This is a genomic window from Micromonospora sp. TSRI0369, assembly GCF_001905625.1.
GTDB lineage: Bacteria > Actinomycetota > Actinomycetes > Mycobacteriales > Micromonosporaceae > Micromonospora > Micromonospora echinospora_A.
In genome coordinates this window covers 144,602-166,957 of sequence record NZ_LIVU01000010.1, presented here as the reverse complement: position 1 = coordinate 166,957, position 22,356 = coordinate 144,602, and the positions used below count along the sequence as shown (strand labels likewise).

18 protein-coding genes, 2 tRNA genes and 2 pseudogenes are annotated in these 22,356 nt (G+C 70.7%); 10 read left to right on the top strand and 12 right to left on the bottom strand.

All coding sequences use genetic code 11. The features are described from left to right. On the top strand, positions 1–225 hold a 225-nt coding region (locus tag AMK25_RS26940; protein WP_143194797.1), incomplete at its 5' end, for a KR domain-containing protein. Here AMK25_RS26940 and AMK25_RS26935 read toward each other — a convergent pair. From AMK25_RS26935 to gyrB, 6 genes are all read right to left on the bottom strand, one after another. Next, positions 196–271: transfer RNA gene (locus AMK25_RS26935), tRNA-Ala, on the bottom strand. The genes AMK25_RS26940 and AMK25_RS26935 overlap by 30 nt on opposite strands. Before the next feature lie 10 nt (positions 272–281). Then, positions 282–410 (bottom strand): DLW-39 family protein, encoded by a 129-nt coding sequence (locus AMK25_RS32845; protein ID WP_013283222.1) that lies wholly within the window; start codon positions 408–410, stop codon positions 282–284. A gap of 43 nt (positions 411–453) precedes the next feature. Continuing rightward, positions 454–527, bottom strand: a tRNA-Ile gene (locus AMK25_RS26930). A 144-nt stretch (positions 528–671) separates the two neighbouring features. Then, a complete protein-coding gene (locus tag AMK25_RS26925; RefSeq protein WP_073831173.1) occupies positions 672–1,607 on the bottom strand; it encodes a DUF3566 domain-containing protein in 936 nt (311 codons plus the stop codon). Positions 1,608–1,610: 3 nt separating this feature from the next. Next, positions 1,611–5,390 (bottom strand): intein-containing DNA gyrase subunit A, encoded by a 3,780-nt coding sequence (gene gyrA / locus AMK25_RS26920; protein ID WP_143194796.1) that lies wholly within the window; start codon positions 5,388–5,390, stop codon positions 1,611–1,613. 130 nt (positions 5,391–5,520) lie between these two features. Beyond that, positions 5,521–7,467 carry a DNA topoisomerase (ATP-hydrolyzing) subunit B gene (gene gyrB, locus AMK25_RS26915; protein WP_073831172.1) on the bottom strand — a complete coding sequence of 649 codons (1,947 nt, stop codon included), beginning with the start codon at positions 7,465–7,467 and terminating at the stop codon, positions 5,521–5,523. Between the two features lie 545 nt (positions 7,468–8,012). Here gyrB and AMK25_RS26910 point away from each other — a divergent pair. Then, a pseudogene (locus AMK25_RS26910) lies at positions 8,013–8,596 on the top strand (hypothetical protein). A gap of 165 nt (positions 8,597–8,761) precedes the next feature. Here the strand turns inward: AMK25_RS26910 and AMK25_RS33280 are convergent. Continuing rightward, a pseudogene (locus AMK25_RS33280) lies at positions 8,762–8,992 on the bottom strand (MarR family winged helix-turn-helix transcriptional regulator); the annotation flags it as partial. A 161-nt stretch (positions 8,993–9,153) separates the two neighbouring features. Between AMK25_RS33280 and AMK25_RS26900 the strand changes: the two are divergent. Further along, entirely contained in the window at positions 9,154–9,393 is a 240-nt protein-coding gene (locus tag AMK25_RS26900; protein WP_073831169.1) for a hypothetical protein, read from the top strand. Here AMK25_RS26900 and AMK25_RS26895 read toward each other — a convergent pair. The 5 genes from AMK25_RS26895 to dnaA all read right to left on the bottom strand — a co-directional run bounded on the left by AMK25_RS26895 (position 9,384) and on the right by dnaA (position 16,436). Further along, entirely contained in the window at positions 9,384–9,989 is a 606-nt protein-coding gene (locus AMK25_RS26895) for a DUF721 domain-containing protein (protein WP_073831168.1), read from the bottom strand. The two genes, AMK25_RS26900 and AMK25_RS26895, sit on opposite strands and share 10 nt — an antisense overlap. Further along, complete coding sequence (gene recF, locus AMK25_RS26890) at positions 9,982–11,112, bottom strand: DNA replication/repair protein RecF (RefSeq protein WP_073831167.1); 1,131 nt, start codon at positions 11,110–11,112, stop codon at positions 9,982–9,984. The genes AMK25_RS26895 and recF overlap by 8 nt, the downstream gene beginning before the upstream one ends. 16 nt (positions 11,113–11,128) lie before the next feature. After that, a complete protein-coding gene (gene gnd / locus AMK25_RS26885) occupies positions 11,129–12,001 on the bottom strand; it encodes a phosphogluconate dehydrogenase (NAD(+)-dependent, decarboxylating) (RefSeq protein WP_073831166.1) in 873 nt (290 codons plus the stop codon). 40 nt (positions 12,002–12,041) lie between these two features. Beyond that, positions 12,042–13,175 (bottom strand): DNA polymerase III subunit beta, encoded by a 1,134-nt coding sequence (dnaN, locus tag AMK25_RS26880; RefSeq protein WP_073831165.1) that lies wholly within the window; start codon positions 13,173–13,175, stop codon positions 12,042–12,044. Between the two features lie 1,371 nt (positions 13,176–14,546). Then, on the bottom strand, positions 14,547–16,436 hold the full coding sequence (dnaA, locus tag AMK25_RS26875) for a chromosomal replication initiator protein DnaA (RefSeq protein WP_073831164.1): 1,890 nt from the start codon (positions 16,434–16,436) through the stop codon (positions 14,547–14,549). 575 nt (positions 16,437–17,011) lie between these two features. Here dnaA and rpmH point away from each other — a divergent pair. The 7 genes from rpmH (at position 17,012) to AMK25_RS33005 (ending at position 22,341) form a co-directional block, all read left to right on the top strand. Next, on the top strand, positions 17,012–17,149 hold the full coding sequence (gene rpmH / locus AMK25_RS26870) for a 50S ribosomal protein L34 (RefSeq protein WP_018788530.1): 138 nt from the start codon (positions 17,012–17,014) through the stop codon (positions 17,147–17,149). A 34-nt stretch (positions 17,150–17,183) separates the two neighbouring features. Then, complete coding sequence (gene rnpA / locus AMK25_RS26865; protein ID WP_073831163.1) at positions 17,184–17,597, top strand: ribonuclease P protein component; 414 nt, start codon at positions 17,184–17,186, stop codon at positions 17,595–17,597. A gap of 41 nt (positions 17,598–17,638) precedes the next feature. After that, complete coding sequence (gene yidD / locus AMK25_RS26860; protein WP_091567651.1) at positions 17,639–17,878, top strand: membrane protein insertion efficiency factor YidD; 240 nt, start codon at positions 17,639–17,641, stop codon at positions 17,876–17,878. Beyond that, positions 17,879–18,880, top strand: coding sequence for a membrane protein insertase YidC (gene yidC, locus AMK25_RS26855; RefSeq protein WP_073831161.1), 1,002 nt, complete (start codon positions 17,879–17,881; stop codon positions 18,878–18,880). A gap of 212 nt (positions 18,881–19,092) precedes the next feature. Then, positions 19,093–19,683, top strand: coding sequence for a Jag family protein (locus AMK25_RS26850; protein ID WP_073831160.1), 591 nt, complete (start codon positions 19,093–19,095; stop codon positions 19,681–19,683). 341 nt (positions 19,684–20,024) lie between these two features. After that, positions 20,025–20,777, top strand: a complete 753-nt coding sequence (gene rsmG, locus AMK25_RS26845) for a 16S rRNA (guanine(527)-N(7))-methyltransferase RsmG (RefSeq protein ID WP_198937687.1) — start codon at positions 20,025–20,027, stop codon at positions 20,775–20,777. A gap of 244 nt (positions 20,778–21,021) precedes the next feature. Beyond that, a complete protein-coding gene (locus tag AMK25_RS33005; protein ID WP_073831158.1) occupies positions 21,022–22,341 on the top strand; it encodes a ParA family protein in 1,320 nt (439 codons plus the stop codon). Positions 22,342–22,356: the final 15 nt, after the last annotated feature.

Genomic DNA, 22,356 nt, shown 5'->3' with positions numbered 1-22,356 from the left:
GGCACGGTGCTGGTCACCGGCGGCACCGGTGCCCTCGGCGCGCTGACCGCCCGCCACCTGGTCACCCGGTACGGGGCCCGGCACCTGCTGCTGACCAGCCGGCGCGGCGCCGACGCGGACGGCGCAGCCGACCTGGTCAGGCGTGTTCGCAGTCGACGTAACCGAACCGGGCTCGCGATCAACCGGGGAAAGTACTGGTGGAGCCCAGGGGACTCGAACCCCTAACCCCTGCCTTGCAAAGGCAGTGCTCTGCCAGTTGAGCTAGGGCCCCGTGTCGGCGCTCAGCGCAGGTCGGGCGCGGTGGTCGCCTCGTGCCACAGGGCGCGCTCGTCGTTCGACGCCTTGACCTTCTTGGCCACGACGGCTGCCACACCGACGATGCCGGCCAGGATCAGGAGCTTCTTGAACATGTGCTTGACCCCTCGTGCTCGACTGCCGTCGGACGATGTGCGGTGGGGCTAGCTGGAATCGAACCAGCGACCTCAGAGTTATCAGCTCTGCGCTCTAACCGACTGAGCTATAGCCCCGCGTGGCGACGAGCAAGGTTAACCCATCGCCTCCACCGCGCCCAAATCGGGGGTCCGTGGCGGAAGCACCCGTGCCACCCCGAACCTACCCGGACGCACGACGCCGGGGCGACCGCTTTACGCGGTGCCCCGGCGTCGAGTGGATCAGTCCCGCTCGGCGAGCGTCAGCTCGATCCCGCCGACCAGGTCGGCGCAGACGTTGTAGACGAACGCGCTGAGCGTGGCCAGCGCGGTGAACAGCACGACGTTGACCAGGCCGATCAGCGCCGACGTCAGGATCACGCCCTTGGCGGTGATGCGGAAGCCGCCGCCGCCCTGGCCCCCGCCGGCGTTCACCAGGTCGGTCAGGCTGTCGTTGACGCTCTTGAACACGCCCATCGCGTCCAGCGCGAGGTAGAGCACCGAGGTCGCCACGACGACCACGATGAAGAGCACCACGGACACCGCGAACGCGAACTTCATCACGGACCAGGGGTCGATCCGCTTCAGGTTCAGCCGGGCCCGTCGCGGCCCGCGGGACGCGGCCGAGCTGACCGAGGTACGCGCGGCGCGTACCGCCTCACCCACGCGCGCGGCGCCGACAGCCGCCGCGCCGCTGATGCCCGGTGGCAGACCCCCGCCGTTCGCGGGCCGGGACTGGCCGGTGGCGCCGCCTGTGGTCGGGCGGGCACCGTCGGGCGATGCCTTGGGCGCCGTGCCCAGGCCGCCGCCGATGCGCGGCTGCGTGCCGGTCGTCCCTGTAGAGGCCCGGCCGGCGGCCGCCGACGGCGTCTTCATCGGCTGTGCGCTCGTGGCGTTCGCGGGCTTGGCGGCCGGCGCGGCCAGACCGTTGGCCGACGTCGGCGCGTCGACCTTGGTCTCGGCCGACGAGTCCCGGGAACCCGAGTCCTCGGACGGCTTGTCCGGAGGCGGCGTCATGCCGGGGGCCCGGGTGAACTTCGGGGCAGGCGCGTCGGCGGGAACCGTGGCCCGGCCCACAGCCGCGCGGCCGGTCGCTGGTGTACCGCCCTGCGCGGCCTCCTCCTCGACCGGAGTGGCCGAGGTCACCTTGTTCCCCGACTTCGCCTGTGTCTCCGTCATCAACTAGTCCTGTTCGTCAGGCTCGTCGGCATTGCGAGCAATCGCCACGATAGTCACGCCGTCCGGGAGGTCCATCAGCTTGACCCCCATTGTGTTCCGGTCACGCGTACGGCGTACAGGCTTCACCGGAGTCCGGATGACGCCGCCGTTGCTCGTGATGGCGAACAGCTCGTCCTCCGGATCGATCACGACCGCGCCGACCAGGCCACCGCGTCGCTCGGTGATCTTCGCGGTCAGCACGCCCTTACCTCCCCGGCCCTGGACCGGGTATTCCTCGATCGGGGTACGTTTCGCGTAACCCCCGTTCGTCGCGACCAGAACGTCCAGACCCTCCCGGACCACCTCGACGGCGAGCAACTCGTCCTCGCCGCTGAAGCGCATGCCGATCACGCCGGACGTGGCGCGGCCCATCGGACGCAGCGCCTCGTCGGTGGCGTTGAAGCGGATCGCCTGGGCGTTCTTCGACACCAGCAACAGGTCGTCCTCCGGAGCGGCAAGGACCGCACCGACCAGCTCGTCCTCATCGCGCAGGTTGATCGCGATGATGCCGCCGGAACGGTTGGAGTCGAACTCCTCAAGCCGCGTCTTCTTCACCAGGCCGTTCTTCGTGGCCAGTACCAGGTAGGGCGCCACCTGGTAGTTCGGAATTTCGATGATCTGCGCGATCTGCTCGTCGGGCTGGAACGCGAGCAGGTTGGCCACGTGCTGGCCCTTGGCCACCCTACTGGCCTCGGGAAGCTCGTACGCCTTCGCCCGGTAGACCCGGCCCTTGTTCGTGAAGAACAGGATCCAGTCGTGGGTAGAGCATACGAAGAAGTGGCTGACAATGTCGTCCTGGCGGAGCGTCGCCCCGCTGACGCCCTTGCCGCCGCGCCGCTGCGACCGGTAGAGGTCGACCTTCGTCCGCTTCGCGTACCCGGTGCGGGTGATCGTCACGACCACGTCCTCGCGGGCGATGAGGTCCTCCATCGAGACCTCGCCGTCGAACGGGACGATCTTCGTACGCCGGTCGTCGCCCCACTTCGCGACGATCTCGCCCAGCTCCTCCGAGACGATCCGCCGCTGCCGCTCCGGCTTGGCCAGGATGTCCTTGAGGTCGGCGATCTCCAGTTCGAGCTTCGCCAGGTCGTCCAGGATGCGCTGCCGCTCCAGGGCGGCCAGCCGGCGCAGCTGCATGTCCAGGATCGCCGTCGCCTGGACCTCGTCGATCTCCAGCAGCCGGATCAGACCCTGCCGGGCGTCCTCCACAGTGGGCGAACGCCGGATCAGGGCGATGACCTCGTCCAGCGCGTCCAGCGCCTTGGACAGACCGCGCAGGATGTGCGCCCGCTCCTCGGCCTTGCGCAGCCGGAACGCGGTCCGCCGCCGGATCACCTCGATCTGGTGCTCGACGTAGTAGCGGAGGAACTGGGCCAGGTTGAGCGTGCGCGGCACACCGTCGACGAGCGCCAGCATGTTGGCGCCGAACGTCTCCTGGAGCTGGGTGTGCTTGTAGAGGTTGTTCAGCACCACCTTGGCGACCGCGTCGCGCTTGAGGACGAGCACGATCCGCATGCCGGTACGCCCGGAGGACTCGTCGCGGATGTCGGCGATGCCGGCGAGCTTGCCCTCCTTGATCAGCTCGGCGATGCGCTCGGCGAGGTTGTCCGGGTTGACCTGGTACGGCAGCTCGCTGACCACGAGCGCCGGCCGGCCGCGCTTGTCCTCCTCGACCTCGACCACGGCCCGCATCCGGATCGAGCCGCGCCCGGTCCGGTACGCGTCCTGGATGCCCGCCTGCCCGACGATCAGGCCGTGGGTCGGGAAGTCCGGACCCTTGACGATCTCCAGCAGGGCTTCCAGCGTGGTCGCCTCGTCGGTCTCCGGGTTCTCCAGGCACCACTGGACCGCCGCGCCGATCTCCCGCAGGTTGTGCGGCGGGATCTTGGTGGCCATGCCGACCGCGATGCCCTCGGAACCGTTGACGAGCAGGTTCGGGATCCGCGACGGCAGGATGGTGGGCTCCTTGGCCCGGCCGTCGTAGTTGTCCTGCAGGTCGACGGTGTCCTCGTCGATGTCCCGCAGCATCTCCATCGCCAGCGGGTCGAGCTTGCACTCTGTGTTGTGGCTGACGAAGCCGTCGGAGACGAACGAGTGGTCCTCGGTGTCCACCCGGATGCTGTAGACCGGCCGCACACCGGCGTCGGTGATCTCGGTCACCTGGGCGTAGTAGAAGCGCCCGTCGACCAGCGGCTCGACCACGTCGAGGATGCCCGGCTCGGTGATCCGGGCCGCGATCTCGTCGCGGTCCCGCTCCCAGCGCTCGATCCGGTCCACGTTGTGCCGGCGCAGCCAGTCGCGCTCGGTCCAGCGGCTCGCGCCGTGCTCGCGGACGAAGTCGCCGACGAAGGGCACGTGATCGCCGGAGAGCGCGGTGCTGCTCGCCGGGACCTGGGCCAGCTCGGATTCCAGCTTGGCCTGCTTGCGGCCGAGGAAGCCGACGTGGGCGGCGAAGATCCGCGCGTCCCGCCGGTTGGTGACGACAACCTTGATCTCGCCGTTGTCGTACCGGCACTGCCGGCTGACCACGCCGAACTCCAGCAGCAGCTGCTGCACCTCGCGGGCCAGCCGCTCGCTGCGGGTCGAGTAGGAGACCTGGATCGTGTGGCGGGGCAGCAGCGACGACGAACCGTCGCCCTCGAACAGCGCCTGGAGGAAGGCCCGCTTGACCGCGGCCGGGCCGCGCCAGACGAACTCCGGCACGAACTTGTCGGCGCTGCGCGCGCCCACCATCTCGCCGAGCACGCTCGCCCGGAGCGCGGTGAGATCCTGTACGTCGAGCTCGTGCAGCGTGCTGCCGGAGGCGATGACCCGCTCGGCGACGTACCGAGGGCCGCCGACCGCGAGGTCGTAGGCGGTGAGGACCTGGACGAAGAACTCCCGGTCCACGTTGTTGAAGCCCGCCCGGTTCTCCGACACCCAGCCCTCGGAGACGAACGCCCCGGCGAGCACGGCTGCCTCGACGTGCTCCAGCATCGGGTAGCCGATCTCGTCCGGCACGCTGCGCTGCAGGACCACCCGGTCGCCCGGGGCGATCTCGGCGAGCAGCTTCCACAGCAGGGTCGGCACGCCGGCCACGTTCACCAGGCAGAGCACCGGGTGGTTGTGGGTGCCGGTCAGCTCGTACCCCTCGCGGGTGCGCAGCCGCAGCGTGGGGTGCTCGCCGGAGTGGAAGAACCTGCTGGCGCGGACCAGGTCACCGTTGCGGTCACGGACCTTCAGGTCGACGTCGGTCTCGCTGCTCGGCGCGGCGTCCGGCACGACGTCGCCGATCCGGACGGTGCCGTCGACGGTACGAATCCGGACATCTGCCGTGACGCAGTACCTCATGGCGGCAGCGGGATCATTACCCGGCGAGCCGAAGTTGCCGTTGCCGTCGACCAGCGGGTAGCGCAGCGACCACGGCTGCGCCATCCGGACCAGGGCGTCGTAGATGGCCGAGTCGCCGTGCGGGTGGAACTGGCCCATCACGTCACCGACGACGCGGGAGCACTTCACGTACCCGCGGTCCGGCCGGTAGCCGGAGTCGAACATGGCGTAGAGGATCTTGCGGTGGACCGGCTTGAGCCCGTCCCGGACGTCCGGCAGGGCCCGCCCGACGATGACGCTCATCGCGTAGTCGAGGTACGAGCGCTGCATCTCGACCTCGAGGCCGACCGGCTCGATCCGGTCGTGCTGGACGACCGCGGCCAGTGTCTCCGGGGTCTCCGGCTCGTTCGGGGTGGACTCGGGAGTATCGGTCACTGTTAACCCTTATCAGACTCTTCAGTCGTGGTCTCGCTGTGGATAACGGCTGTGGAAAGCGTTCAGGCTGTGGATAACTCTGTGGACTCCCGGGCCGGCCGGTGGATCTCCGGCCGGCCCGGCGCGTCCGTCAGATGTCCAGGAACCGCACGTCCTTGGCGTTGCGCTGGATGAACGACCGGCGTGCCTCGACGTCCTCACCCATCAGGACGCTGAACAGCTCGTCCGCGGTTGCGGCGTCGTCGAGCGTGACCCGCCGCAACGTGCGCGTCCCCGGGTTCATCGTGGTCTCCCACAGCTCCGGGTAGTTCATCTCACCGAGACCCTTGAACCGCTGGATGTCGTCCGGGCGGGCGTTGGGCTTCTTCTGCTGGCGCAGGGCGATCAGCCCGTCGCGCTCCCGGTCCGAGTACGCGTACTGGGCGTCGTCGCCCTTCTTGTTCCACTTGATCTTGTAGAGCGGCGGGGCGGCCAGGTAGACGTGCCCCAGCTCCACGAGCGGCCGCATGAACCGGAACAGCAGCGTGAGCAGCAGCGTCTGGATGTGCTGGCCGTCGACGTCGGCGTCGGCCATCAGCACGATCTTGTGATAGCGCAGCTTCTCGATGTCGAAGTCGTCGTGGATGCCGGTGCCGAGCGCGGTGATCAGCGCCTGCACCTCGTTGTTCTTCAGCACCCGGTCGATGCGGGCCTTCTCCACGTTGAGGATCTTGCCGCGGATCGGCAGGATCGCCTGCGTACGCGGGTCGCGGCCCTGCTTGGCCGAGCCGCCGGCCGAGTCGCCCTCGACGATGAAGACCTCGGACTCGCGCGGGTCGGTGGACTGGCAGTCGGCCAGCTTGCCGGGCATCGAGCCGGACTCCAGCAGCGACTTGCGCCGGGCGAGCTTGCGCGCCTGCTGGGCGGCGATGCGGGCCCGGGCCGCCTGGGAGGCCTTCTGAATGATGATCTTCGCCTCGGCCGGGTTGCGGTCGAACCAGTCGACCAGCGACTCGTTGCAGACGCGCTGCACGAAGCCCTTGACCGGGGTGTTGCCCAGCTTGGTCTTGGTCTGGCCCTCGAACTGCGGGTCGGTGAGCTTGACCGAGATGATCGCGGCCAGGCCCTCGCGGATGTCCTCGCCGGAGAGCCGCTCGTCGCCCTTGAGCAGCTTCTTCTCGGCGCCGTAGCGGTTGACGACGCTCGTCAGCGCGGCCCGGAAGCCCTCCTCGTGGGTGCCGCCCTCGTGGGTGTTGATGTTGTTGGCGAACGTGTAGACCGACTCGCCGTACGACTCGTTCCACTGCATGGCGATCTCGACCGACATGCCGGTCTCCTCGGCGCCGAACTCGACCACCGTCTTGTGGATCGGGTTCTTCGAGGCGTTGAGGTGCCGGACGAAGTCGGCGATGCCGCCGTCGTACCGGAAGGTGACCTCGCGGGTCTTGCCCTCCTCGTCCTCCGGCACCCGCTCGTCGAGCAGGTGGATGGTGAGCCCCCGGGTGAGGAAGGCCATCTCCTGCAGGCGGCGGTAGATCGTCTGGAAGTCGAAGTCGACGGTCTCGAACACGTCGGGGTCGGGCCAGAAGGAGACCGCGGAACCGGTCCGGTCGGTCGTCTCACCCTTCTCCAGCGGGGTCGGCTTGGAGTGGTCGTAGCGCTGCCGCCAGACGAAGCCGTCCTTGTGGATCTCCACGGCCATCCTGGTGGAGAGCGCGTTGACCACGGAGACGCCCACGCCGTGCAGGCCGCCGGAGACCGCGTACGCCTTGCCGTCGAACTTGCCGCCCGCGTGCAGCACGGTCAGGGCGACCTCGACACCCGGCTTCTTCAGCTTGGGGTGCAGGTCGACCGGGAAGCCACGGCCGTTGTCGGTCACCCGGACGCCGCCGTCGGCCAGCAGCACCACGTCGATGGTGTCGCAGTGCCCGGCCAGCGCCTCGTCCACCGCGTTGTCGACGACCTCCCACACCAGGTGGTGCAGACCGCGCTCGCCGGTGGACCCGATGTACATACCGGGCCGCTTCCGGACCGCCTCCAGGCCCTCGAGAACGGTGATGGACTCGGCACCGTACTTCTTGTTGTCCTCCGCTGCCACGCTCGGCCACTTTCTCGCACCGGCCGCGCGTGGGCGCGGGGCGCGGGTTCGGCGGACAGGACGCGACGTCGGCGCGCACGGACCGCCCCTGGGGTCGCCAGGCACGGATCGTGTACGCCGGGCGCCGCGGTTGCCCGCGGATCGCGATCGGCTCGGACCCGAGGCGGGACTATGATCGAGGGCCCGGAGGCCCCTGCCCGTCGCTCCGTCTCGGGTCTTTCGTCTCGCTCCCAATCTTACTGTGCGGAGCCGACCAAACCGCCACTCGGCACCCTCTCCGAGGCGGCTGAGAATGCCGTAGCCGGACGAACCGCGCCTCCCGCGACTCCCCCTACACGCCAACGGGGCACTGCCGCGCCACCGGCCACCGTGAGCCACGACCGTCATCCGACCGGTGATCGGCGGCTGCCCCGACCGGGGGTCGCGGCCGGGCCCGGCGTGCCGTAGCTTTTGCGGCGCTGCCGTTGCGGTCTTGATCTTTTGCGCCCGGAACCGGGACGATCGTCGGAGAAGGCCCGAAAACGCTTGGTGAGAGGTGACGCCCGATGGGGCTGGACAACGTCGCGGTGCACTGGCCGCGGACCGGCCGCTTCTACGACCCGGTTGCGCCGGCCGAGTTCGTGGACTTCGGCGAGATCGTGGACGTGCCCCGGATCTCCGCGCCGACCGCCGCGCTCGCCGAGTTGATCGCCAAGACCGGCACGGTACGGGCGACCGCGTACACCGAACTGGTCGACCTGATCCTCGGGCTGGAAAATGTGCTCTACGCCACGGAGAACTCGGCCGAGGACGAGGACCCGGTGATCGACCCGGACGGCTGCTCCTGGATCGCCGAGGGCGTGGAGAAGTTCATCGCCCGGCACCGGCCGTACGGCGAGGCGGTCACGTTCGAGTCGGTCAGCGAGGTGCTGCGCGCGCTGCTGGGCGACGGACGGCTCGCCGAGCAGCAGCTCCGTTGGCTGGACAGCCGGCTGGACCGGCTGCGGGACGAGAGCGGCGACCCGCCGCAGTGGAACTTCACCTGCGCCGAGCTGAGCGTTCTGGCGGCCTTCTACCGGCGCTGCGCGGAGCGCGGCTTCGCGGTCTACGCCGACGTCTGACCGGGCCTCGACGCCTGACCGGGCCCTGACGCCTGATCGGGCGCCGCGCCGACAGCGGCGGCCCGGTTGGCTGCTGCGATCACCTCGGTCAGCGCCGTGTGCAGGTGCCGCAGGTCGGCCAGCGGCAGGCCGAGCCGCTGCACGATGGCCGGCGGAATCCGCTCGGCCTGTGCCCGGAGCGCCTGCCCGGCGGCGGTGAGCGTGACCGCCAGGCTGCGCTCGTCGGCGGCGTCCCGTTCCCGCCGCACGTAGCCGGCCGCCTCCAGCCGCTTCAGCAGCGGTGACAGCGTGCCCGGGTCGAGCTGGAGCAGCCGGCTCAGGTCCCGGACCGACAGCGGCGCGTGCTGCCAGAGCGCCAGCATGACCAGGTACTGCGGGTGGGTGAGCCCCATCGGCTCCAGCAGCGGACGGTAGACGGCGACCACGCCGCGGGCGGCGACGGAGAGCGCGAAGCAGACCTGCTGCTCCAACGCCAGGGGGTCCTCCTCGATCGGGTCGCTCACCCTCGTCCTCCTCGTCGTCGTTGCGAGCGTAGCAACGATTGGTGTACCAATTGTTTGTACACCAAGCAGGGAGAGGGCGGCGGATGAGCGACGACGAGCAGGTGGGCGACGCCTCCGGCAAGGGCGGCCGCCTGTTGGGCTGGGTGTTCCGCAACCTCGCCGGCCCCTCCCAGGTTCAGGGCGCGGTGCAGGGCGGCTCCCGGCTGGCCCGCGAGGCGTGGAAGCAGGACCTGGAACGCCGCAAGCAGTGGAGCCGCGAGCAGCGTGAACTCAAGCGCGCCCGGCGGGAGGCCCGGCGCTCGGGAGGCGACGGTCAGCCGTAGGTGTCGCGGGGCCCGCGCCCGCGTACCCGCCGGGGGCCGCGCGACCACGACGGCGCGGCCGGGCCGTGGATGTGCAGCTTGCGCACCACGTTGTGGCCGACCTCGCGGGCGATCTGCTTCAACAGCGAGCCCGCCAGCAGGCGCAACTGCGTCGCCCATGCCGTCGAGCGGGCCTCCACGGTCAGCTCGCCGTCCTCCAGCTTGACCGGGCGGCTGTGCTGGGCGACCTCCGCGCCGACCACCTTCTCCCACGCGCCGAACACCGTCGCCTCGGCCGCCGGCTGCTGCCAGCCCCGCGCCTTGACCAGCTTGTCCAGCACCGCGCCGAGCGGCTGCGGGTCGCGCGGGTCCGGCCCCGGGCCGGAGTAGCCGCGCAGCCGCTTCTCGCCGTCGCCGCGTACCGCGCCGCGCCGCCGGGGAGCCGCCGCCTGACGCCGGGCCTTCGCCGCGTCCAGCACCGCCCGGGCCAGTTCCGGCCCGGGCGCGCCCTCCGGCACGTTCGCGCCCGGCTCACCGTCCGCGGGCTTTCCCGGGGTACGCGCGTCGCGTCCCGGCCCGAGCCGCGCGGGCGGGAGCTGCACCTCGTCGTCAGACACGTCGCACCGTCCCGTCGCCCACCGCGTACCGGGTGCCGCGCAGGGTCGCCGGCACGTCGTCGTCCACCGCGCAGGTGACGAGCAGCTGGTTCGCGCCGCCCACCAGCTCGGCCAGCCGCTCCCGCCGACCGGTGTCCAGCTCCGCGAAGACGTCGTCGAGCACCAGCACCGGTTCGATCCCGTCGGCGCGCAGCAGGTCGTACCCGGCCAGCCGCAGCGCCAGCGCGTAGGACCACGACTCGCCGTGGCTCGCGTACCCCTTGGCGGGCAGCGGGCCGAGCGTCAGCGCCAGGTCGTCGCGGTGCGGACCGACGAGCGTCGTGCCGCGCTCGATCTCGGCGGCGCGGTTCGCGGTCAGCGCGGCCGCCAACGCCTCCGCCAGCGCCGCCCGGTCGGCGCCGGGCTCGGGCAGCTCGACCGAGGGCCGGTACGCGATGCCCGCCGCGCCGCGGCCGGCGGCCACCGCGTCGTACGCCTTCGCGACGTGCGGGGTGAGCGCCGCCACCAACTCCAGGCGCCCGGCCAGCAGTTCCGCCCCGTGCTGGGCCAGATGCGCGTCCCACACGGCCAACGTCGACAGGTCGCCGCCGCGCGAACCGCCGGTCTTGCGAGCCAGGTACGAGGTACGCAGCAGCGCGTTGCGTTGCTTGACCACCCGCTCGTAGTCGGCGCGTACCCCGGCGTAGCGGGGCTGGCGGGTAACCAGCAGGTCGTCCAGGTAACGGCGACGTTCCGAGGGGTCGCCGCGGACCAGTTCCAGGTCCTCCGGCGCGAACAGCACCAGGCGCAGCGCGCCGAGGACGTCCCGGGCGCGCCGGGCCGGGGACCGGCCGAGGCGTGCCCGGTTGGCCTTGCCCGGGACGATCTCCAGCTCGACGAGCAGTTCCCGGCCCTCGTGCACCACGGCGCAGCGGATCACCGCCGAGGTTGCGCCCATCCGGACCAGCGGGGCGTCGGTGGCGACCCGGTGCGAGTCCAGGGTCGCCACGTAACCGAGCGCCTCGACCAGGTTCGTCTTGCCGACGCCGTTGGCGCCGACGAGCACGTTCGGCCCCGGCTCAAGGTCGACGCCGACGCGCTCGTACGAGCGGAAGTCGACCAGTTCGAGCCGGCGGACGTACACAGGCTGTGGATACCGGTCAGCGCTTGTGGACGGCGTGGCCGCCGAACTGCTGGCGCAGCGCGGCGACGGCCTTCATGGCGGGCGAGTCGTCCTGCCGGGAGGCGAACCGGGCGAACAGCGACGCGGTGATGACGTTGAGCGGTACGGCGAGCCGGACCGCCTCGTCGACGGTCCAGCGGCCCTCGCCGGTGTCCTCGGTGTAGCCGCTCAGCTCGGCCAGCTCCGGGTCCTCGTCCAGCGCCCGGTCCAGCAGGTCGAGCAGCCAGGACCGGACCACGGTGCCCTCGCGCCACGACTTGAACACGCCGGGGACGTTCGTGACCAGATCGGAGGCGGTCAGCAGCTCGTAGCCCTCGGCGTAGGCGTGCATCAGGCCGTACTCGATGCCGTTGTGCACCATCTTGGCGTAGTGGCCGGCGCCGACCGGGCCGGCGTGCACGAAGCCGAACTCGCCAGCGGGCTTGAGCGCCTCGAAGATCGGCATCAGGCGCTCGACGTGCTCCTGCGCGCCGCCGACCATCAGCCCGTACCCGTTCTGCCGGCCCCAGACGCCGCCGGAGACGCCGACGTCGATGTAGCCGATGCCCTGCTCGTTCAGCCGCTCGGCGCGCGGCGCGTCGTCGCTGAACCGGGAGTTGCCGCCGTCGATGATGATGTCGCCCTCGCCGAGCACCTCGGCGAGCTCGTCGATGGTGGCGTCGGTGACGCCGGCGGGAACCATGACCCACACCGCGCGGGGCGACTGGAGCTTCTCGGCCAGCTGAGTCAGGCTCGCGGCGTCGCTGATGTCCGGGTTGTGGTCGAAGCCGACCACCTCGTGCCCGGCGGCGCGCAGCCGCTCCCGCATGTTGCCGCCCATCCGGCCGAGTCCTACCAGGCCGAGCTGCATCTGCTCCTACCTCCGTACGTCAGGGTCGTGCTGCCTGCGATCAGCGGGACACGCGGATCGGCATGATGAGGTACCGGTACCCCGGGATGACCTCGCCATCCTCGCCGGCCGGGGAAATGACCGCGGGCTTGAACGCGTCGACGAACCGGAGCAGGGCGTGCTGGGCGCCCAGGTTTGCCAGGCCGTCGATGAGGTACTGCGGGTTGAAGCCGATGGTGAGCGGCTCACCGGTGAAGGTGGCCTCCATCGCCTCGCTGGCCCGCGCCTCCTCGGTGCCGCCCGCCTCCACCACGAGGCCGTCGGCGCTGAAGCTGAGCAGGACGGGAGTGGTGCGCTCGGCGACGAGAGCGACCCGCTTGACCACCTCGATGAGCGTGGCGACGGCGATGCGGGCCTCGGCGTTGTGGTCGGCCGGGAACAGCGAGCGCACCGGCGGGTAGTTGGCGCCGTCGAGCAGGCGGCTGGTGGTCCGGCGGGTGCCGCCGGAGAAGCCGATCATGCCCTCGCCGGCGCCGCCGGAGGACAGCGCCATGGTGACGTGGCCGCCGAGCGGACCGAGCGCCTTGGCGGTGTCGTGCAGCGTACGGGCCGGCACCAGCGCGTTGAGGCTGATCTCCGGGTCGTCCGGGTTCCACTCCATTTCGCGCAGCGCGAGGCGGTAGCGGTCGGTCGCCAGCATGGCCATCGTGCTGCCGGTCAGCTCGATGCGTACACCGGTCATCATCGGCAGCGTCTCGTCGCGGCCGGCGGCCACCGCCACCTGGGCCACGGCGGCGGCGAAGGCGGCGGCGTCGACGGTGCCGGCGCTCTCCGGCATCTCCGGCAGCGTCGGGTAGTCCTCCACCGGCATGGTGGGCAGCGTGAAGCGGGCGCTGCCGCAGACCAGCTCCAGGTGGGCGCCGACGGCGGCGATGTCCACCGGCTTGGCCGGCAGAGCCTTGGTGATCTCGGCGAGCAGCCGGCCGGAGACCAGGGCCGCGCCGTCCGCGTCACCCTGCACCTCGACGGTCACCTGGCTGGAGACCTCGTAGTCGAAGCCGGAGACCTGGAGGTTGCCGTCGGTCACCCGGAGCATCACCCCGGCCAGCACCGGTACGGAGGGCCGGCTGGGCAGGCTCTTGGCGGTCCACGCGACCGCCTCGGCGAGCGCGTCGCGCTCCACTCGGAACTTCATCAATGCCTCCGCGTCGACGTCAGCGACAACTCTCTCATGCCGACCGCTGCCACCCGTCCCGCCCGACCGTGCGGGTACCCATCGCACCTTAGGGCGCGTGGGCATCGGCTGTGCGCCCGACCCCGTTGATCCAGGTGCCGGGGTGACTGCCGACGGCAGCGCTCCGGCCCGATCCACAGGAAGTCCAACGGTGATGATTGGTTTTTGTTGTTTAGAAGAGATAACTCATCGTCTTCATCGCACCTGTGCAAACTGTGGAGAACTCGCGAAGGCGCAGGTCAGACACGTTATCCACCGGTGGTTTCGCTGTGGAGAACCGGGGGTACAACTCGTGTCCCGGTCCACAGCCCTCGCCGGCCGCCGGGTTTTCCACGGCTGTCCACCGGTTGTCCACCGGTAATCCACCGGTTTTCTCCCCAGCTCTGTGGACAGCGCCGACAGCGTCGAACGCCGTCGTCCCCAGAACCTTCAACAGCCCGCCCACAGGTGGACCGTCGTCTGGGGACAACGTGAGCGTCATCCCCAGGCGTCCACAGCGTCGTCCCCAGGAGTTGTCCACAGTCTGTGGGTAACCGGCCGGGTGCGGACGGTGTTTGTCCACCGCCTGTGACACAGGGGCTGTGGACAACGGGTACGAGTTGTGGACGAACACAGCACCGATCCTGGGCCCTCCACCGGGTCGAGGGTCAACCGTGCCCCGCTGTCGGCTAGTTGCCACCCGCCACGACCGGCCCGTCGGCCGCCTCCGGGGTCGCCTTGATCACGCCGGCCGTCCCTCGGCACCGCCCGGTTCCTGTCTCAGCCCTCCGGTTCCTGTCCCGTCCCGACCCTGCTCCACTCGTGTCGATCATGAAGTTGACGGCAGTTGGTGTCCGGTTTGCCACCGCTAACCTCATGATCGACGGGAGGGGCCGGCGGGCGAGGGCGGACCGGGTCGCCCCGACCCGCCCGGCTAGCCCGATCGCCCCGACCGCCTGCGATCACGCCGTGCGGACGGCTTGACACTCGGCTCCGGAGAGATCTTGGTAGGAAACGCCCCTATGAGGGCGCCAAGCTTCCAAGATCTGCGGGAAGTCGCTGGCAGACGCTGGCCGAGGGCGGGGGCGCAATGGCGCTCGGCTCGACCGAACTCCTACCCGGAAGACGGACGAAGCGACCGAGCGCCCACGGCGACAGGGCGTCGATCATGGAGTGGCGCTCCAGCGGGGACGCCGCGCAGTTCGAGCCGGCGACGTCCGTAGCCGCCATCTCGTTGTTGACCAAGGAGTTTGGCGCAAGAATGACGTGCCTTTCCGACACAAACTCCTTGATCACCGCCGGGGCCGCGGGAGCGGCGGCGGCGGGCGGGGAGGGGCAGCGCGGGAGCGGAGGTCAGGTCGTCTGCTTGATGCGGTTGGTCAGCTCGGCGATCTGGTTGTAGAGCGAGCGCCGCTCCGCCATCTGCTGGCGGATCTTGCGGTCCGCGTGCATCACGGTGGTGTGGTCCCGGCCGCCGAACGCCTGCCCGATGCGGGGCAGCGACAGGTCGGTCAGCTCACGGCACAGGTACATGGCCACCTGGCGGGCGTTGACGAGCACCCGGGACCGGGAGTGGCCGCGCAGGTCCTCCAGGCTCACCCCGAAGTAGTCGGCGGTGGACACCATGATCTGGTCCGCGGTGATCTCCGGTCCGGCGCCGTCCGGGATGAAGTCCCGCAGCACCTCCTCGGCCAGCGACAGCTCGACCGAGGAGCGGGTGAGGCTGGCGAAGGCGGTGACGCGGATCAGCGCCCCCTCCAGTTCGCGGATCGAGTTCGACACCCGGGATGCGATGAACTCCAGCACGTCCGGCGGCGCGTACAGCCGCTCCTGGGCCGCCTTCTTCTGCAGGATCGCGATCCGCGTCTCCAGGTCCGGCGGCTGGATGTCGGCGAGCAGGCCCCACTCGAAGCGCGTACGCAGCCGGTCCTCCAGCGTCGCGAGCTGCTTCGGTGAGCGGTCCGAGGTGATGACGATCTGCTTGTTGGCGTTGTGCAGCGTGTTGAAGGTGTGGAAGAACTCCTCCTGCGTCCGTTCCCGGTTCTCCAGGAACTGGATGTCGTCGATCAGGAGGATGTCCACGTCCCGGTAGCGGCGCTGGAACGCGCTCGTCTTGTCGTCGCGCAGCGAGTTGATGAAGTCGTTCGTGAATTCCTCGGTCGAGACGTACCGGACCGAGCGGGCGTTGCCGAGCGTCGTCGCGTAGTGCCCGATGGCGTGCAGCAGATGGGTCTTGCCCAGCCCCGAGCTGCCGTAGATGAACAGCGGGTTGTACGCCTTGGCCGGCGACTCGGCCACCGCCACGCTCGCCGCGTGCGCGAACCGGTTGGACGAGCCGATGACGAACGTCTCGAACATGTACTTCGGGTTGAGCCGGTTGCCGCCGCTCTCCGTACCGCCCGGCAGCCGGCGGTCGGCCTGGCCGCCCGGGCGGTGGTGGTCGGCGCCGCCGCGGCCGGGGCCACCACGACCGGGGCCGCTGTCAGTGGCGCCGTCGCGGGGCAGGCCGCGCATCGGCGCGGGATCGGCGGAGCCGGGGCTCTCCCGGTAGCGGGGCTCGTACCCCCCGGAGTCAGGGGCGGAGGGTTCGACCCGGCGCTCGTCGAAAGGGCGGCGCTCGGGCGCGGCGCGCAGCGGCTCGGCGAACGCGGCGCTGAAGAGCGTGTCCTGCGCGTCCCGCCCGGACGGGATCAGATGGGGGCGGCCGCCGTCCGCGGTCCGCTGCCGCGGCGCCGGTTCGTCCGCCTGCTGCTCCATGCGGGGATCCGCGTAGCCGGAGTCGGCGTACCCAGGCTCGGGGTAGCCGGACTCGGCGTACCCGGACTCGGCATAGCCGGACTCCGGGCGAGGCGACGGGAAGGGCGGGTTGGCAGTGGGCGGGCCGGGCTGGTCGAAGCCGGGCAGCGGGGCCGCGCCGTCGTGCTCGGGGAGCGGTTCCGGAGCGCTGCGGTAGACAGTGCCGGCCGGGCGTCCTCCGGGGTCCTCGGTGACCCGTACGGTGACGGCCACCTGTATCGGCCGTCCGAGCCGGCGGCTCAGCGCCTCGGTGATGGCCGGGCGCAGCCGCGACTCGATCACGTCCCGGGTGAAGGCGTCCGGTACGGAGAGCAACGCGGTGTCCTCGACGATCGCCCGCAGCCGGGTGAGCCGGAGGTACGCCCGTTGCTGCGCGGAGATGATCTCGTCGGCGAGTTCGTCGGTGGTCGCCGTCCACACCGCGGCCAGGTCGGTCGCTCCGGTCACCGTCGTGCCACCCCCTCGCCTGCTCCTCACGCCCGCCCGGACGGCTGACCGGTCGTCATCCACAAGTTATCCACAGCCTGTGTACCGACCGATTGTGACCGCCCACCGGACGCGGGTCGGACCTGCCCCCCTCGATTCGCGGAGGCGCTGAAGCGGGTTCACCGTGCCGAACGATTCAACAGCGTGTCCGGTCTTGCCGATCGGCGACAAACCCCGGACCCCCGACGTCGACCGCAATCGGGCACGCTAACAGCGCGGACCCCACGCCATCAACCGGCGACACCCTGACGACCTTGGCAACATCAGTGAAAACCGCCCCTTCGGTCGGGGTTCCGACGCAGGTGGCACGCCGCAGTGTGATGTTTGACGGTCATTGCGCCCCTGCGTAGGCTGGAGCGGCTGCTCTCTCGCCCTCTGCTAGGGTGATTGATGCTTGCTGTCCGTGGCTGTCACCTCGCATCGCCGGGGAGCGCGTCACGGCAGCGCCGATCGGAGGTCACCGACAAGGTGACCTGGACCAGCACACGACCCCGGGCGATCCGCCGCGCGGGGCGTACGACAACGGAGAGCCTGACGTGAGCAAGCGCACCTACCAGCCGAACAACCGCCGGCGCGCGAAGACCCACGGCTTCCGGCTGCGCATGCGCACCCGTGCCGGCCGCGCCATCATCGCTACCCGTCGTTCCAAGGGCCGCGCCCGCCTGTCGGCCTGAGGCCGACAGGTCCGGTCCGGGGACGTGGGCAGTCGTGCTGGCCGCCGCGCAACGACTGCGGCGCAGTAGCGACTTCGCCGCAGCGGTTCGCGGTGGCCGACGCGTCGGCCGTGGCGCCGTCGTGGTCCACCTGACCACCCCCGAGCCGATCGGCACCACCGCGACACCTTCGCCGGAGCCGGCGCGGACCAGCGGTGCGGAGACCTCCGCACCACGCCGCGCCGGCTTCGTCGTGTCCAAGGCCGTCGGCGGCGCGGTGGTCCGGAACAAGGTCCGCCGGCGGCTCCGGCACCTGGTCCGCGAGCGGCTGGCCGAGCTGCCCGCCGGCACGACCCTCGTGGTACGCGCGCTGCCGGCAGCCGCCGACGCGACGTACGCCCGGCTCGGGGCCGACCTCGACGCCGCTCTCGCCGCCGCGCGGTCCCCAAAGGGACGGCGGTCGCGGTGACCGGCCCGAGCGCGACTTCGTCGCCCACAACCGGTGCCCGCATGCTGCTGGCGCCTATCATCGCGTACCGTCGGTGGATAAGTCCGGCACTGCCGGCCCGCTGCCGGTTCTACCCGTCGTGCAGTGCCTACGCCGTGGAGGCGGTGTCCCGGCACGGTGCGCTGCGGGGCGCCTGGCTGACGGTCCGTCGGCTGTCGCGCTGCCATCCCTTCCACCCAGGTGGACACGACCCGGTTCCGGAGCCGGGCGACCGCCGCCGTGCCGACGTGACTGGAGCCTGAGTGTTTAGTCTCGACTGGATCTACTACGCGATCTCGTGGATCCTGCTGACCTGGCACTCGGCCTGGGACGCCATCGGAGTTCCGGTCGGGGCCGTGATCGGTACGAACTGGGCCTGGATCCTCGCCATCATCTTCCTGGTGGTGACGGTCCGGGTGATCCTGTTCCCGGTCTTCGTCAAGCAGATCAAGTCGCAGCGTGCCATGCAGGCGCTCCAGCCGAAGGTGAAGGAGCTCCAGGAGAAGCACAAGGGTGACCGGGAGACGCTCCAGAAAGAGATGATGGAGCTCTACCGGAAGGAAAAGGCCAACCCGCTCATGGGCTGCCTTCCGATGTTCCTCCAGATCCCGGTCTTCCTGGGCCTGTTCCACACGTTGCGTCGCCTCAGCCCGGACAACCAGGGCAAGACCCTGTACGGCTGGACTGTCGACCAGTTCAACAGCGCCTCGAACGCGACGCTCTTCACCGCGCCGATCTCCGGCAAGTTCGGCTCCACCGCCGAGGAGCTCAGCCGGCTGGGCGCGAACACCGGCACGGTCAAGGTCGTCGCCGGCATCCTGGTGATCATCATGATCGCCACCACCTACCTGACCAGCCGTCAGATGATCCTCAAGACCGGATGGGCCGAGGATCCGCAGCAGCGCATGGTGCAGCGCCTGATGCTCTACGGCATCCCGCTGTCCCTGCTGATCTCGGGCGCGATCTTCCCCATCGGTGTGATCATCTACTGGGTCACCAACAACCTCTTCACGCTCGGTCAGCAGCAGTGGGTGCTGCGGAAGTTCCCGCCGCCGCCCACGGCGAAGAGCACCACCGCCGCCAAGAGCACCGGTGGCAAGAACCCGGTGCAGCCGGCCAAGGTCGGTGGCCTGTTCGGCCGCAAGGCGGCCCAGCCGGCGGCGAAGGCCCCGGCCGCGGCGCCGAAGGTGGCCGGACCGAAGCCGGGCGCCAAGCCGGTCAACCCGAAGAAGGGCGGCAGCCGGCCCGCCAAGCGACAGGGCTGAGTTTCACCGGGCCACCGCCGCGACACCGGCGGTGGCCCGTTCCGGCCACGTGCTGCCATCCGAGGAGTCGGCGCCGGGCCGGAATCGCCGCGCGAAGCGCGGCCGCGGGCGAAACTGGCCCGTACAGACGTGCCCGAGGGCAACCGGCGAACCTCCCGCCGGCCCCGGGAGACCAGCGGACCCCCGAACGGTCCGGCCGAGCGAGTACGGAGATGAGACCCGTGACCGAGACCAGCATCCCCAGCGCCGACCAGTCCCTGGACGAGGAGACCCCCGTTACCGCCGCCACCGAGACCGAGGACGCCTCGGGCGAGTCCCGGGAGAAGAAGGCCCCGGCCGACAGCGACCTGTTCCGGCAGAGCGAGATCGCCGCCGACTACGTCGAGGGCCTGCTGGACATCCTCGACTACGACGGCGACATCGACGAGCTGGTCTCCGGCGGCCGCCCGGTCGTCGAGGTGGTCGGCGGACGGCTGCAGAACCTGGTCGGCCAGCGCGGCGCGACCCTGGAGGCGCTCCAGGAGCTGGCCCGGCTGGCCGTGTTCCGCCAGACCGGCACGCCGAGCCGCCTGCTGCTGGACGTCGGCGGCTACCGGGCCGCGCGGCGCAAGGAACTGGCCGCCGTGGCGAAGAACGCGGTCGAGAAGGTCAAGGAGCACGGCGAGCCGGTGCGCCTGGAGCCGATGTCCGCGTTCGAGCGCAAGTGCGTGCACGACGTGGTGAACGCGATGAGCGGCGTGGAGAGCGAGTCCGAGGGCGTCGAGCCCGACCGCCGCATCGTCGTGCGTCCGGTGACGGACTGAGGTCCGTGATCTCCGACGAGACGACGGCAGGCGCCGTGGCCGGCCCGGGTGGTACGCCGCCCGGGCCGTCGGCTGTGCGCCCCGACAACACAATCGACCCGGTCTTCTCCGACGACGCCGGGCCGGCCGACCCGGCGTACCCGGGAACGGCCCCGACCGACCCGGGCGAGCCCGCCTTCTCGGCCGAGCCGGCGCTGGTGACCGGGATCGAGCCCGCCGACCCGGCTGCGGACGTGACACCCGCCTTCTCCGGTGAGCAGGCGGCGGATGTGACGCCGACCGACCCGGCCGCGGTGGCCGACCCGGTCTTCGCGGAGCCGTCGGAGGACGCACCGTCCCTCATGGACGGTGACGCCGCGCCCGACCCGGCGTCGGCGACGCTGCCGCCCGAACTGGCGGAGGCCGCCCGCGCGCTCTTCGGCGACCGGCTCGACCTGGCCGCCGCGTACGCGGAACTGCTTGCCACCGAAGGCGTGGTGCGCGGCCTGATCGGCCCGCGCGAGGCGCCGCGGCTCTGGGACCGGCACCTGCTCAACTGCGCTGTGGTGGCCGAGCGGATCCCGGAGGGGGCGAGCGTGATCGACGTCGGCTCCGGCGCCGGGCTGCCCGGTCTGGTCCTGGCGATCGCGCGTCCCGATCTCACGGTGACGCTCGTGGAGCCGCTCGCGCGGCGTACCTCCTTCCTGATCGAGGCGGTGCAACGCCTCGGCCTGACCCGCGACGTCCGCGTCTTCCGCGGGCGGGCCGAGGAGGCGGCAGCCGGGTCGCGGGACCGGGAAGCGCTGTCCGCCGACATCGTGACCGCCCGCGCGGTGGCCCCGCTGGACCGGCTCGCCGGTTGGTGCCTGCCGCTGCTGGTCTCCGGCGGTCGTTTGGTGGCGCTCAAGGGCGCCTCGGCAGCCGACGAGATCGCCGAGCACACCGAAGCGGTGGTACGCCTCGGTGGCGCTACGCCGGAGCTGCACCGTTGCGGGGAGGGGATGGTCGAGTCCCCGGCGACGGTGATCGAGGTGGTCCGGGAGCGCGTGGTGAGCCCGCGCCGGGCCAAGAAGCCGAAGCGGTCGCGTGGCGGCCGCCGTCGTGGCGACCGCTGACCGAAACGGCTGTCCGGACGCCCACCCGGTCGTTGGACCGGGTGGGCGTGACGCGATCGATCACAACCCGACATGGACCCACTGCGCCCGTCGGCCGTAGGCTGACCGCGCGTCGATAGTGTGGAACGGCGGTGCCGGGCGGCACCCGAACCCGACGGTTCCCGCCGAGCCGACCACGCCGGGCGAGGCGCGGACTCGATTCGACGGGTGCGGACCGACCATCCGGAGCGGGTAGGGATGACAGGTGCATGACGACGGCAGGTACGACGATCCACGGTTGACCGGGTCCGGAGGGAACTCCCCTGGCCCCGTTTCACGTGAAACCAACTACCGGGAGTGGACGGTGAACGAGCCCCGCGATCCGTCCGCCTCGTACCAGCCGACCGAGCCGCCGCCCTCCGGTGCCGTGCGGCCCGTGTCGTCGGTGCCCGCGAACGTCCCGCCGGCTAGGGACCCGCTCGACCCGGCCGACGGCCCGGCGAACGCCCCGACCCCGCGACCCCCGGCGGTGCGGGCGAACGCCGTGGTGCCCGCTCGCTTCGAACCCCAGCCGCCCGTCTCGGCCGTGCCGCACCAGGCCGCTCCCGAGGTCGCCGTGGCGCCGTCCGACACGCCACAGGCGAGCGGGTACGGCGAAGAGGTAGACGCCAGCACGTACGTTTCACGTGAAACCCCGACGCGCGAAGAGGATGATCCACCGTTGGCTATGGAGGCGATGCGCGCCGTGCAGATCCTGAATCCCAGTGGCGAGGTCACCATGCCCCGCCCGGACCGGACCCGGGTGATGTGCGTCGCCAACCAGAAGGGCGGCGTGGGCAAGACGACCACCACCGTGAACCTCGCAGTGGCGCTCGCGCTGCACGGCAACCGGGTGCTCGTGGTCGACCTTGATCCCCAGGGCAACGCCTCCACCGGTCTGAACGTCCCGCACCACACCGGCGTGCCCGACGTCTACGACTGCCTGATCGACAGCGTGCCGCTCGAAGAGGTGGCCCAGGCCGTCGAGGGCATCCCCAACCTGTGGTGCGTACCGGCCACTATCGACCTGGCCGGCGCCGAGATCGAACTGGTCTCGGTCGTCGCCCGGGAGTCCCGCCTGGCGCGGGCCATCGCCGCGTACCCGGGGCACTTCGACTACGTCTTCATAGACTGCCCGCCGTCGCTCGGCCTGCTCACCGTCAACGCGCTTGTCGCCGCGCAGGAGGTGCTGATCCCGATCCAGTGCGAGTACTACGCGCTGGAAGGGCTCAACCAGTTGATCAACAACATCAACCTGGTACGCCAGCACCTCAACCCGAAGCTCGAGGTCTCCACCATCCTGCTCACCATGTACGACAGGCGTACCCGGCTGGCGGACGCGGTGGAGCAGGACGTCCGGAACCACTTCGGCGACAAGGTGCTCCAGGCCGTCATCCCGCGCAACGTGCGTGTCTCCGAGGCACCGAGCTACGGCCAGTCGGTGATGACCTACGATCCCGGTTCGCGGGGAGCCACGAGTTACTTCGAGGCCGCCCAGGAGATCGCGGAGCGAGGCGTCAAGGAGCCGGTGAGCCGGAATGCGTAGTGCGGAGATGTCGCT

What these genes read in the sequence shown, in the direction of transcription:
- AMK25_RS26925 (WP_073831173.1), bottom strand. Translation starts at nt 1,607, where the DNA reads ATGACGGAGACACAGGCGAAGTCGGGGAACAAGGTGACCTCGGCCACT.
- rsmG (WP_198937687.1), top strand. Translation starts at nt 20,025, where the DNA reads ATGGACGGTGACGCCGCGCCCGACCCGGCGTCGGCGACGCTGCCGCCC.
- AMK25_RS32845 (WP_013283222.1), bottom strand. Translation starts at nt 410, where the DNA reads ATGTTCAAGAAGCTCCTGATCCTGGCCGGCATCGTCGGTGTGGCAGCC.
- yidD (WP_091567651.1), top strand. Translation starts at nt 17,639, where the DNA reads ATGCTGCTGGCGCCTATCATCGCGTACCGTCGGTGGATAAGTCCGGCA.
- AMK25_RS26850 (WP_073831160.1), top strand. Translation starts at nt 19,093, where the DNA reads ATGAGACCCGTGACCGAGACCAGCATCCCCAGCGCCGACCAGTCCCTG.
- AMK25_RS26900 (WP_073831169.1), top strand. Translation starts at nt 9,154, where the DNA reads ATGAGCGACGACGAGCAGGTGGGCGACGCCTCCGGCAAGGGCGGCCGC.
- dnaN (WP_073831165.1), bottom strand. Translation starts at nt 13,175, where the DNA reads ATGAAGTTCCGAGTGGAGCGCGACGCGCTCGCCGAGGCGGTCGCGTGG.
- gnd (WP_073831166.1), bottom strand. Translation starts at nt 12,001, where the DNA reads ATGCAGCTCGGCCTGGTAGGACTCGGCCGGATGGGCGGCAACATGCGG.